Consider the following 11,632-nt stretch of genomic DNA (forward strand, 5'->3'; position numbering starts at 1 on the left):
ACCCCATGCTCATAAAAGGGTCACGGTCCGCAAAATTTTCCAAAGGCGACCCCAGGGGGAGTCTTGCCTATCCAGGAGGAACTATGTGGCGCGTAAAATCGCTTGATGCGATCCTAGCGACGGCCGAGAAGAAATCGCTGCACCGCTCGCTGGGTCCCGTGCAGCTGACGCTGCTGGGTGTGGGCGCGATCATCGGCACCGGCATTTTCGTTCTGACCGCCGCGGCGGCGCAGAAGGCCGGCCCCGGCATGATGTGGAGCTTCGTGATCGCCGGCGCCGTCTGCGCCTTCGCCGCGCTCTGCTACTCTGAACTGGCCTCGATGGTACCCGTCTCGGGCTCGGCCTACACCTATTCCTACGCCGTCATGGGCGAACTGCTGGCCTGGATGGTCGGCTGGGCGCTGATCCTGGAATACGCCGTCGCCGCCAGCGCCGTGTCGGTCGGCTGGTCCGGCTACTTCCTGGGGCTGATCGAGAACGCGCTAGGCTTCCATTGGCCTGACGCCATCCGCCATGGTCCCGCCTGGTCGATGAACGGCTGGATGCCGGTCGCCGACTTCAGCGCCGGCATCGTGAATGTCCCCGCGATCATCGTGGCCCTGGCCGTGACCGCCCTGCTGGTCATCGGGACCACCGAAAGCGCCACGGTCAACGCCGCCCTGGTGGCGATCAAGGTGACCGCCCTGACGGTGTTCATCGCCCTGGCCCTGCCCGTGCTGAAGACCGGCAACTTCTCGCCCTTCACCCCCAATGGCTGGTTCGGCCCCGCGGGGACCACCGGCATGGGCGTCGTCGGCGCCGCGGCCTCGATCTTCTTCGCCTATGTCGGCTTCGACGCGGTGTCGACCGCCGCCGAGGAGACCAAGAATCCGCAGCGCAACGTCCCGATCGGCCTGATTGGCTCGCTGGCCATCTGCACCATCTTCTACCTGCTGGTCGCGGCTGGCGCGATCGGCGCGATGGGCGCCCAACCGGTGCTCGGCCTTGACGGTTCGCCCGTCCAGCCGGGTTCGGCCGCCTTCACCGCCGCCTGCAACCTGGCGGCCAACAAGGACGCTCTGGTCTGCTCGAACGAGGCCCTGGCCCACGTCCTGCGCCAGATCAACTTCCCGCTCGTCGGCAACCTGCTGGGCCTGGCGGCGAACCTCGCCCTGCCCTCGGTCATCCTGATGATGATCTACGGCCAGACCCGCATCTTCTTCGTGATGGCGCGCGACGGTCTGCTGCCGGAAAAGCTGGCCAGCATCCATCCCAAGTTCAAGACGCCGCACATCGTCACGATCGTGACCGGCCTGTTCGTGGCGCTGGCCGCCGCCTTCTTCCCGGTCGGTCAGCTGGCTGACATCTCGAACTCGGGCACGCTGTTCGCCTTCTTCATGGTGTCGATCGCCGTGATGGTGCTGCGCGTGAAGGACCCGAACCGTCCGCGTCCGTTCAAGACGCCGATGATCTGGGTCGTCGCCCCGATCGCGCTGGTCGGCTGCGCGGTGCTGTACTTCAACCTGCCGCTCGAGGCGATGGCCGTGCTGCCGGTGTGGGGCGCGGTCGGTCTGGTGATCTACTTCGCCTATGGCTACCGCAAGAGCCACGTCGGCCGCGGCCTCACCGAGGTTCCGGAACTGGCCGCCGATGCGCCGGCCGGCCCCGTTCCGCCGATGCCGGGCGCCCCGGCGCCGGGCTCGAAGGAAGAGCGCGACTAAAGGGCAAGCTTGATCTCCAGCCGTTAGGCTTTAGGTCAGAAGGGCGGGCGCTTCGGCTCCCGCCCTTTTTCTTTGCCGCCCCTTTCTGCGGAGGTCGCCCGATGAGTGACGCCATGCCCATCGCCGCCGTGATCGCCCCGGTCACGCCGCTGCAGCAGAACTGCACGATCGTCTGGTGCGCGAAGACGATGAAGGCCGCGATCATCGATCCGGGCGGCGAGGTCGACCGCCTTCTCAAGGCTCTCGCCGACAAGGGCCTGACGCTGGAGAAGATCTGGATCACCCACGGGCACATGGACCACGCCGGCGGCGCGGCCGAGCTGAAGGCGCGCACCGGCGTTCCGATCGAAGGGCCGCACGAGGCCGACCAGTTCTGGATCGATCGCATCCAGCAGAGCGGCGAAATGTACGGCATGCCCGAGGCGCGCATCTTCGTCACCGACCGCTGGCTGCACGACGGCGATAAGGTCACCCTGGGCGAGACCGAGTTCGAGGTGCTGCATTGCCCTGGGCACACGCCGGGTCACGTGGTGTTCTTCCACCGGCAGACCAAGTTCGCCCAGGTCGGCGACGTGTTGTTCCAAGGCTCGATCGGCCGCACGGACTTCCCGATGGGCAATCACCAGGACCTGATCGACGCCATCACCCAGAAGCTTTGGCCGCTGGGCGACGACGTGCGCTTCGTGCCCGGACACGGACCGATGTCCAGCTTCGGAGCCGAGCGCCGGAACAATCCGTTCGTCAGCGATCGCGCGGTGGCCGCGATGAAGGCGCAGGGCGCGGCCTATCACGCGCCCGAAAACCACTCGCCAGGCTAAGGTCAACCGGACCCGATCCGCTAAGGGGGGAAGCAGACCGGGCCCGTACGCCAGAGGGCCACGTGATAGAGGGACGGCCCCCTGACCCGATTTCGATGCCACCGGAGGGTTGCGCGGCTGTTTCAGAGATGAAATCTGAGCGTGACGGGGCCGTGACAGGAAAGCGCACATGGAAAACGCCCAGAATATTGTCCAAGGCGACCCAGACGCTCCCCGGGGCGCGGCGCCGCGCATCCTGATCGTCGACGACGACCCCGGCATCCGCGACGTGGTGTCGGACTTCCTCAGCCGCCACGGTTACGCCGTGGAGACGGCGCAGGACGCCCGCACGATGGAGCAGGTCCTCGCGCGCGGGCCGATCGACCTGATCGTCCTGGACGTCATGCTGCCGGGCGAGGACGGCCTGGCGATCTGCCGCCGCCTGTCGTCCGCCGCCGACGGCCCCGCCATCATCATGCTCTCGGCCATGGGCGAGGAGACCGACCGGATCGTCGGCCTGGAGCTCGGCGCCGACGACTATCTGCCCAAGCCCTGCAACCCGCGCGAATTGCTGGCCCGGGTCCGGGCCGTGCTGCGCCGGCGCCAGGAACCCCGCGTGGCCGACGACGCCATGGGCGCGGCCTGCGAGTTCGCCGGCTGGCGGCTGGACCTGGTCCGCCGTGAGCTGCGCTCGCCCCAGTCCGTGGTCGTCAACCTCTCCAGCGGCGAGTTCTCGCTGCTGCGCGCGTTCGTGGAGCGGCCCCAACGCGTGCTGACCCGCGACCAACTGCTGGATCTGGCGCGCGGCCGCGACAGCGACGCCTATGACCGCGCCATCGACGTGCAGATCAGCCGCCTGCGGCGCAAGCTGGACGACGGCGGCGGCGGCGAGCTGATCCGCACGATCCGCAGCGAAGGCTATATGTTCACCGCCAAGGTCGTGCGCACCCCATGACGATGTTTCGGCGCGGCGCGCCGCTGTTCGCTCAGGCTCTGGGCCTGGTGATCGTCACCCTGGTGGCGGCCCAGCTGATCGCGATCGCGGTCATTTTCAACCTGCCGCCGCCGCCGCCGGAATTCTATCGCTCGGCCGAGATCGTCCGCGCGCTCAAGACGGGCCAGTCCGTGCAGCCTCGCGACGGCCGACTGCTGGTGGTCAAGGAGCAAGGCTCGCTGCGCTCCAATGGCCAGGACAGCATCCGGCGCGCTGACTTCAAGGCCGGGATCGCGCGCGCGATCGGCGTTCCGGTCAATCGCGTCGAACTGCAGATCGACAACGGCCCGCGGTTCTTCGTCCGTCGCACGCCGGTCAACCCGCCAAAACCCTCGGACGCGCCGCCCCCTCCCAATGGCCGGCAGGCCCGCGAGCCCTTCGCCCGGGAGCCCGGCCCCGGCGGCCCTCCCGGGGCCCGCGGCCAGCCCCGAGACGAACCGCTGATCTTCGGCGACTTCAAGTTCGGCGTGCGCCAGAGCGATGGTCGCTGGCTGGTGGTCGAGCCCAAGCCCACCTTCCGCCTCGACAGTTGGCAGCAACGGATCCTGCTGATCCTGCTGCTGTCGGTGATCGCCGTAACGCCCTTGGCCTGGCTGTTCGCGCGTCGCCTCGCGCAGCCGATCACCGCCTTCGCCGACGCCGCCGAACGCCTGGGCAAGGACCCGCGCACGCCGCCCTTGAGCCTCTCCGGCTCGACCGAGGTGGTCGCCGCCGCCTCGGCCTTCAACATGATGCAGGAGCGCCTTCGGCGCTACGTCGAGGACCGCACCGCCATGGTCGGCGCGATCGCCCACGATCTGCGCACGCCCCTCACCCGCCTGAAATTCCGCATCGAGGCCGCGCCCGACGACATCCGTCCGAAACTGGCCGCCGACATCGATCAGATGGAGACGATGATCGCCGCGACCCTGGGCTTCGTGCGGGACACCAACCGTCCGGCCGAGCGCACCAAGCTGGAGCTGGCCTCCTTGCTGGAGAGCGTAATGGACGAAGCCGCCGAGACCGGCGGCGACACCACCGTCGAGCGCGCCGAGAAGACCGTGATCGAAGGCGACCCCGTGGCCCTGAAGCGCCTCGTCCAGAACCTGGTCGAGAACGCCCTGAAATACGGCGGCGCGGCCCGCGGGCGGGTCTATGCCGAGGACGGCATGGCGATCATCGAGATCGACGACAACGGCCCCGGCGTGCCGCCGGCCGAACTGGAGCGGGTGTTCGAGCCCTTCTATCGCGGCGAGCCCTCGCGCAATCGCGAGACCGGGGGCATTGGCCTCGGCCTGGCGGTCGTCCGGTCCCTGGCCCGCGCTCACGGCGGCGACGTCTCCCTAGCCAACCTCGCCGGCGGCGGCCTTCGCGCCAGCGTGCGTCTGCCGGCCTGAAGCTTGCGAAAGGCGACTGATTGTTGCGCGACGGCAAACCGCGCCGCCGCCCCTGACATTGCCCGGTAATCCCAGCGGTCTTCAAAGCTTGGCGATGGAGACCCCACGATGACGCTTCGCGCCCTCGCCCTGACCGGGCTTCTTGCCGCCACCCTTTCGGCCTGCGCCAGCGGTCCGCCCGACAAGGGCCCAGGCGGTCCCGACGGCGAGGACTTCGGACCGCCAGGACGCGGCGGTCCTGGCGGCCCCGGCATGATGGGCGGCCCGCAGGTGTTCATCAGTCCGGCGGGCGAGCCCTTCCGCGCCCCTCCCGGCCAAGCCTATCCCGTCGCCGCTTGGTTCTCCGGCGCCGACGCCAATCACGACGGCGCGCTGAGCCGAGACGAGTTCGTGGCGGATTCGCTGCGGTTCTTCGCCGTGGTCGACGCCGATCATGACGGCGTGATCGATGGCTTCGAGGTCTCGGCCTACGAAACCCGGATCGCGCCCGAGATCGTCGGGGGGGCGTCGCCCTCGATGCGGCGCGGCCCGATGGGTCAGGGCCCCGGCGGCGGCGGCCCAGGCGGAGGCGGCGGTCCTCCCGGCGGCGGCGGCGATGACGCGCCCCGGAGCCGGCGCGGCGCGGGCGCCAACATGCTGCAAGGGGCCTCGCTGTACGGCCTGATCGCCGAGCCTGAGCCGGTCATGGGCGCGGACGCGGACTTCAACCGCCGGATCACGAAGGACGAGGCGGCCAAGGCCGCCAAGACCCGCTTCGCGTTGCTGGATCGCGACAAGGACGGCGTGCTGAAGCTGGAGGAGCTGCCCCAGACTCCCGCCCAGCGAATGGCTGAAGGCGGCAAGGACCGCGGCAAGCGGGCCGGCCGTCCGCCCCGCCGCTAGAGCATTTTCCGATAAGTGTGAAACGGTTATCGGATCAAAAAATGCTCTAAACTTTTGAATTAGAGCCCTTTTTAGCCGATCTGCTTGATGCAATCAGATCGGAAAGGGCTCTAGCCCACCAGGCTGGCGATGATGTTGATGCCCAGCGCCAGGACCGTTGTGTTGTAGAAGTAGGCGGCGGCCGCGTGGGCGGTGACGAGGCGGCGCAGCTTCGAGGTCAGGATGTTGTTGTCCGACACCTGGAAGGTCGCGCCGACGCTGAAGGCCAGATAGGCGAAGTCGAGATAGCTGGTCGGCTGCTCGCCCGGGAACTCGATGCCGCCTTTGTCTTTTCCGGCGGCGAAATAGCGGTGCGCGTAGTGCAGGACGAACACCGTCTGCAGCACCAGCCAGGACAGCGCCAGCGTCGCCCCCGCGCAGCCGATGATCAACGCCCGGGCGCTGCTCGGCGCGTCCTTGGCCACGATCATCGCGTCGACCACCGCGCCGAGGCTGACGGCGATGGCGGCCAGGACGATCAACATCAGCACCGGCACGCCTTCGTCATAGCTGGCCGCGCGCGAGCGCATCTGCGCCTCTCCTGATCGAATGAATAGCGCCCACATCAGCGCCAGATACGCCAGGGCCGCGCTGTCCCAAGCCAGCAACAGGCGCGCCCCGCGCGGCGCGCTGAAATAATTCCCCGTTATCCAGACGACTATCCCGACCGCGAAAGCCGCCGCCAGACGCCAATGCGACAGGGCGCGTCGCGGCATTTGCTTGGTGTTGCGCGGCATTCTTGGGCGACTCCTTGGAACCGGAACAATCCCTGTCCGGTGTAATTAGTGCGGCTTCGTGGTGAACCGAAAGCGTCCTCGCTGGTTACTTCACCGGAACGCGCAGGAAACGATACCAATGACCGACCCCGACGCCCCGCCTCCTACCGAGCCCAAGCCGCCCGAGTACGAGCCTGGCGTCATCCCCGTCGAGGAGCCCCCCACCTCGCCGCCGGTCGATCCCGGGGACGATCGTCCCTATGGCGTCGCGCCCTCGCTCGTACCGCCTGTGACCAGTCCCGACTAGGAGCCCCAGATGGACACCGATAGCGAACGTCCCCGCGGTCGTCGCGGTTTCGCCGCCATGGACCCGGAACGCCGGCGCGAGATCGCCAGGAAGGGCGGCGCGAGCGTGCCCAGCGAGAAGCGCAGCTTCGCCAAGGATCGAGACCTGGCGGCCAACGCCGGTCGTAAGGGCGGATCCTCCTCGCGCGGCGCTCGCCCCGGCGAACGCGGCGTCTAAGCGATCGAACCGAAGTTCGAACGCGCCGGTTCCGATAGCCTCGGAACCGGCGCTTTTTCGCGTCCGTATGTCGGTTGGATGTCGATCAGGCCGTCAGCAGATAGACGCCGAAGGTCGGCTCTTCGCTGATCCAGCGCCGCGCCACGGTCCAGCCCGCGCGGCGGGCGATCGCGTCGAAGGCCTCGGGCCGATACTTGTAGGAGTTCTCGGTGTGGATGGTTTCGCCCGCCACGAAGCTGAAGCCGTGATCGCCGACCATGACGATCTGGCCGCGGGTGCTTTCCAGATGCATCTCGATCCGGCTTTCGTCGGCGTTCCACACCGCGCGATGGGCGAAGGCGGCGGGATCGAACGTCCCGTCAAGTTCGCGATTGATGTGGACCAGAACGTTGCGATTGAACGCGGCCGTGACGCCCTGGGCGTCGTCATAGGCCGGGATCAGCACCGCCGGGTCCTTGGCGACGTCCGCGCCGACCACGAAAAGCGCCCCCTCGCCTAGCAGCTCCCGCGCCCCGCGCAGCACCGCCTCGGCCTCGTCCGGCGCGAAATTGCCAATCGTCGAGCCCGGGAAGAAACCCACCATGGGGCGTCCGCGCGCGCCGTCAGGTGGCGTGAGCGCTCGGGTGAAGTCTTCGACCAGGGGGGCGACGATCAGGCTGGGATAGTCGATCCGAAGACTGGCGGCGGCCTCTTCAAGGGCGGCTGGGCTGATATCGATCGGCGCATAGACCGCCACATGCGGCGCGGCGTCCAATACGATGCGGGTCTTGGTGCTGGCCCCGCTGCCGAATTCGATCAAGGCCGCGCCATCGGGAATGCGCGCGGCGATCTCGGGCGCGATCTCGCGCAGCAAGGCGGTCTCGGTCCGGGTCAGGTAGTATTCCGGCAGGCCGCAAATCTGCTCGAACAGCCGCGAGCCCTCGGCGTCATAGAAGTACTTGGCCGGAAGGGTCTTCGGCGTCGCCGACAGGCCGGCGATCACCTCCTCGAGGAACGGATTTCCCGGCGTCACCTCGGCCAGACGATCGTCATCGGCCAGCCTTACGCCGGCGAACATCCAGCGTCGGTCGGGATGGAAGAAGTTGCGATAGGTCGCGCGCGAATGGCCGGGGGGCGTCGCCTCGCAGCCGCCGCGCAACACCATCTGATTGACCATGAACTTGCCGTTGTACTCGCCGAGCGCGCCCGCCCCCGGCTTGAACCCCGGATAGGCGGCGTAGGCGCTGGAGGTCCACTGCCAGGTCGCCCCGAACAGCTGGCGCAGGGCCGCCTTGCCCGACGCGGTGGCGGCGGCTTCCCATTCGGCTTCGGTCGGCAGCCGGCGCCCAAGCCAGGCGGCGTAGGCGGCGGCCTCGTAATAGCTGACGTGGACCACCGGCGCGTTCGGGTCCACCGGATGGCGACCGCGCAGGGTCATGGTGCTCCAGACCCCATCGGCTTCGAGCCGCCAATAACCGGGCGCGATCCACCCCTCCCGCTGCGCGGTCGCCCAACCTTCGGAAAGCCACAGGTCGACCCGCTGATAGCCGCCGGCGTCGATGAAGGCGATCCACTCGCCGTTGGTCACAAGGCGATCGGACAGGCGGAACGGCGCGACATAGACACGGTGCCGGGGCCGCTCGTTGTCGAAAGCAAAGCCCGCGTCATCCGCGCCTATGTCGACAAGGCCGCCCGCGAACCGATGGAAGCGTTGGGGTCCAGGCTCAGAACGGCTGGAAGGCGCGCTGGGCTGGTAGGCGGGGCTGAGCGGCGATTGGGCGAACAGATGCAGGATGTCCATCAGGATCAGCTCCTGATGCTGCTCTTCGTGGGCGAGGCCCAGGTCGAGGCGTTCGCGGATTTCGGACGTCAGCGGACCGTCGAGCAAGCGCTCCATGGCTGCATCGACATGGGCGCGATAGGCGCTGATCGCCTGGACCGACGGCCTTGTCAGCAGGCCGCGCTGAGGCCTGGGCTGCCTCGGCCCGACCGCCTCGTAATAGGAGTTGAACAGGTAGCCGAACGCCGGATCGTAGGCCCTGTAGCCCGGCAGAAACGGCGTGAGCAGGAAGGTCTCGAAGAACCAGGTCGTGTGCGCGCGGTGCCACTTGGTCGGGCTGGCGTCCGGCATGGACTGGGCGGCCTGGTCTTCCGGCGACAGCGGCGCGGCCAGAGCCTCGGTGCGCCGACGGACCCGCCGATAACGCTCGGCCGCGTCTCCAGTCTCGACGTCCGCCAGATCCATGGAGGCAAGATCAATGGCGGGCAGATCGTCGGGGGTCATGAAGGCTCCTCGGGACGTAGTGGCGCTCGCCGGCCCAGGCGACGACAACGCCCGCGAAACTTCGGCGTTCCAACCTCCGCTGGCAAGCAGACGCAGGTTCGCCTGCTGACACAGCGTGTCAGGACGCTCACGGCAAGGCTTGAACAAATTGATCCGGCCGCGCCCTCTTCCCGAGGAGCGGAACCGTCAGGCCGCGGCGGTGCGATCCAGCAAAGCCGAGATCATCGCCTGGATGATCTTCGTCGTCGCGTCGAGCTCAAGAGCCTGGTCCTGGCGCAGGCGTCGCCAAGCGTCGAAGCTCAGCAATAGGTCGATCGCTTCGAAAAGATCGCGGTCAGCGGCCAGGTCGGCCGGAAGAACCCGCCTCAGAATCTCCCGAGCCCCCGCGACCAGCTTGGCGTTATGCACATCCAGCGCGGTCGATTGATGGCGGTGGACCTCGAAGGCGCGCTTGAAGGGCGCGATCCGCTCGTAGGCCCAGCCTCTGCGTTCGACCAATTCAAGGACCCTGCCGCGCCAATCAGTCGCCTTGAACGGCGTGTCCGCCAAGGACATCAGCTCGGCCTCGATCACCGCCGACATCTCGCCATACAGGCTTTCGAGGTCCTTGAAGTGCCGGAAGACGGTTCGCAGGCCGACCTCCGCCCGCCCAGCCACCAGTTCGGCCGAGGGCGAGACATCGCCTTCTCGGACCAGGTCGAGCATCGCGTGCACGATGCGGGCGCGACTGTCCTGCCCTCGGCGGCGTCGGCCATCGACGGACGGCCCATCGTCGTTCGACTGAGGCAAAAGATAGTGCGCGCGGTCCAAGTCCGAGGTCCTCCTTCGCCTTGCTTAGCGCCCATGCGCCATGACCGCTACCCGCCAAGCGCCGAGGTCGTTCTTGACAGCCGGCGATATAGTGACACTCATTATGTCAATACAACAGCGAGTGCGGAGGGATCGACCATGGACGTGTTGCGGACGCCAGACGAACGGTTCGAGGGCTTGGCCGACTGGCCCTACGCCCCTCGCTACACCGAGATCGCCGACGCCGACGGAACGCGCCTGCGCGTCCATCATGTCGATGAAGGCCCGCGGGATCAGCGCCCCGTCCTGCTGATGCACGGCGAGCCGTCCTGGGCCTATCTCTACCGCAAGGTCATCGCCGACCTGGTCGCCAGGGGCCGCCGCGCCGTGGCGCCGGACCTGATCGGCTTCGGCCGCTCGGACAAGCCGGCCAAGCGCGGCGACTACACCTACGAGCGGCACGTGGCCTGGATGAGCGACTGGCTTGTCCGTAACGACCTCAAGGACATCGTCCTGTTCTGCCAGGACTGGGGCGGCCTGATCGGCCTGCGGCTGGTCGCGGCCTTCCCGGAGCGTTTCGCGGCGGTGGTCGTCTCCAACACCGGCCTGCCGATCGGCCAGGGCAAGACCGAGGGCTTCGAGGCCTGGCTGAACTTCAGCCAGAACGCGCCCGAACTGCCGATCGGCTTCATCCTGAACGGCGGGACAGCGCGGGATCTCTCCGACGCCGAGCGCGCCGCCTATGACGCGCCCTTCCCGGACGAAAGCTACAAGGAGGGGGCGCGGCAGTTCCCCGCCCTGGTGCCTATCACGCCGGAACACGCCTCGATCGCCGAGAACGAGGCCGCGTGGAAGGTGCTGGAGCGCTTCGACAAGCCTTTCCTGACCGCCTTCTCGGACGCCGACCCGATCACGCGCGGCGGCGACGCCATCTTCAAGGCCCGCGTGCCGGCGACGGGAAAGTCCAAGCACGTGACGCTGAAGGGCGGACACTTCATCCAGGAGGACGCCCCGGCCGAGATCGCCGCCCTGCTGGACGAGCTCGTCGCCAGCCTGCCCCAGCCGGAGGCGGTCGCATGAAGGTCGTCAACGCCGTCTTCCCCGAACCGTCGCAAATGGTCGAGTTCTTCGGCGCGCCCGAAGATGGGCCGTTCGTGATGGTCAACCTGCTGAAGTTCCGCGACAAGGCGGAGTATCCCGACGGGTCGGACAGCCACCTTTCAGGCCGGGAAGCCTATGCTCGCTATGGCGAGGCGGTCCGCAAGCTGGTCGAGGGGCTGGGCGGCAAGATACGCTACAACGGCGCGGTCACCGGACTGCTGCTCGGCGAGGTCGAGGAGCTGTGGGACGCCGTCGCCCTGGCCGAATACCCGTCCCTCGCCGCCTTCAAGGCCATGGCCTTGTCGCCCGAGATGCACGCCATCGAGCACCATCGCAAGGCGGGCCTGGCCGGACAGTTGAATATCCGCACGCGGCCGGGACCGGGCTTCTAGAGCATTTTCCGATAAGTGTGAAACGGTTATCGGATCGAAAAATGCTCTAAACTTTTGAAT

12 protein-coding genes are annotated in these 11,632 nt (G+C 67.7%); 9 read left to right on the top strand and 3 right to left on the bottom strand.

Annotation, left to right across the window (positions count from 1 at the left end; translation table 11 throughout):
* Positions 1 to 83: 83 nt before the first annotated feature.
* The 5 genes from CSW60_RS03625 (at position 84) to CSW60_RS03645 (ending at position 5,749) form a co-directional block, all read left to right on the top strand.
* On the top strand, positions 84 to 1,700 hold the full coding sequence (locus CSW60_RS03625) for an amino acid permease (protein ID WP_099535957.1): 1,617 nt from the start codon (positions 84 to 86) through the stop codon (positions 1,698 to 1,700).
* A 101-nt stretch (positions 1,701 to 1,801) separates the two neighbouring features.
* Positions 1,802 to 2,518, top strand: a complete 717-nt coding sequence (locus CSW60_RS03630; protein ID WP_099535958.1) for an MBL fold metallo-hydrolase — start codon at positions 1,802 to 1,804, stop codon at positions 2,516 to 2,518.
* A 169-nt stretch (positions 2,519 to 2,687) separates the two neighbouring features.
* Positions 2,688 to 3,452 (top strand): response regulator, encoded by a 765-nt coding sequence (locus CSW60_RS03635; RefSeq protein ID WP_099535959.1) that lies wholly within the window; start codon positions 2,688 to 2,690, stop codon positions 3,450 to 3,452.
* A complete protein-coding gene (locus tag CSW60_RS03640) occupies positions 3,449 to 4,867 on the top strand; it encodes an ATP-binding protein (RefSeq protein ID WP_099535960.1) in 1,419 nt (472 codons plus the stop codon). The genes CSW60_RS03635 and CSW60_RS03640 overlap by 4 nt, the downstream gene beginning before the upstream one ends.
* A 108-nt stretch (positions 4,868 to 4,975) precedes the next feature.
* The gene (locus CSW60_RS03645) at positions 4,976 to 5,749 is read left to right on the top strand and encodes a hypothetical protein (RefSeq protein WP_099535961.1); all 774 of its coding nucleotides are present in this window, start codon (positions 4,976 to 4,978) and stop codon (positions 5,747 to 5,749) included.
* 110 nt (positions 5,750 to 5,859) lie between these two features.
* Here CSW60_RS03645 and CSW60_RS03650 read toward each other — a convergent pair whose 3' ends face one another.
* A complete protein-coding gene (locus tag CSW60_RS03650; RefSeq protein ID WP_099535962.1) occupies positions 5,860 to 6,525 on the bottom strand; it encodes a DUF1345 domain-containing protein in 666 nt (221 codons plus the stop codon).
* Between the two features lie 118 nt (positions 6,526 to 6,643).
* Between CSW60_RS03650 and CSW60_RS22980 the strand changes: the two genes are divergently transcribed.
* On the top strand, positions 6,644 to 6,811 hold the full coding sequence (locus tag CSW60_RS22980; protein ID WP_143324113.1) for a hypothetical protein: 168 nt from the start codon (positions 6,644 to 6,646) through the stop codon (positions 6,809 to 6,811).
* A gap of 9 nt (positions 6,812 to 6,820) precedes the next feature.
* On the top strand, positions 6,821 to 7,027 hold the full coding sequence (locus CSW60_RS03655) for a general stress protein (protein WP_099535963.1): 207 nt from the start codon (positions 6,821 to 6,823) through the stop codon (positions 7,025 to 7,027).
* A gap of 85 nt (positions 7,028 to 7,112) precedes the next feature.
* Here the strand turns inward: CSW60_RS03655 and egtB are convergent, their stop codons facing one another.
* Complete coding sequence (gene egtB, locus CSW60_RS03660) at positions 7,113 to 9,290, bottom strand: ergothioneine biosynthesis protein EgtB (RefSeq protein WP_099535964.1); 2,178 nt, start codon at positions 9,288 to 9,290, stop codon at positions 7,113 to 7,115.
* Between the two features lie 186 nt (positions 9,291 to 9,476).
* Positions 9,477 to 10,100 (bottom strand): TetR/AcrR family transcriptional regulator, encoded by a 624-nt coding sequence (locus tag CSW60_RS03665; RefSeq protein ID WP_099535965.1) that lies wholly within the window; start codon positions 10,098 to 10,100, stop codon positions 9,477 to 9,479.
* Positions 10,101 to 10,238: 138 nt separating this feature from the next.
* Between CSW60_RS03665 and CSW60_RS03670 the strand changes: the two genes are divergently transcribed.
* Together CSW60_RS03670 and CSW60_RS03675 are read left to right on the top strand one after the other, a co-directional pair.
* A complete protein-coding gene (locus CSW60_RS03670) occupies positions 10,239 to 11,159 on the top strand; it encodes a haloalkane dehalogenase (protein ID WP_099535966.1) in 921 nt (306 codons plus the stop codon).
* On the top strand, positions 11,156 to 11,572 hold the full coding sequence (locus CSW60_RS03675; protein ID WP_099535967.1) for a DUF1330 domain-containing protein: 417 nt from the start codon (positions 11,156 to 11,158) through the stop codon (positions 11,570 to 11,572). The genes CSW60_RS03670 and CSW60_RS03675 overlap by 4 nt, the downstream gene beginning before the upstream one ends.
* Positions 11,573 to 11,632 lie beyond the last annotated feature (60 nt).

Origin of the sequence: Caulobacter sp. X (assembly GCF_002742635.1) — a bacterium.
Classification (GTDB): Bacteria; Pseudomonadota; Alphaproteobacteria; order Caulobacterales; family Caulobacteraceae; genus Caulobacter.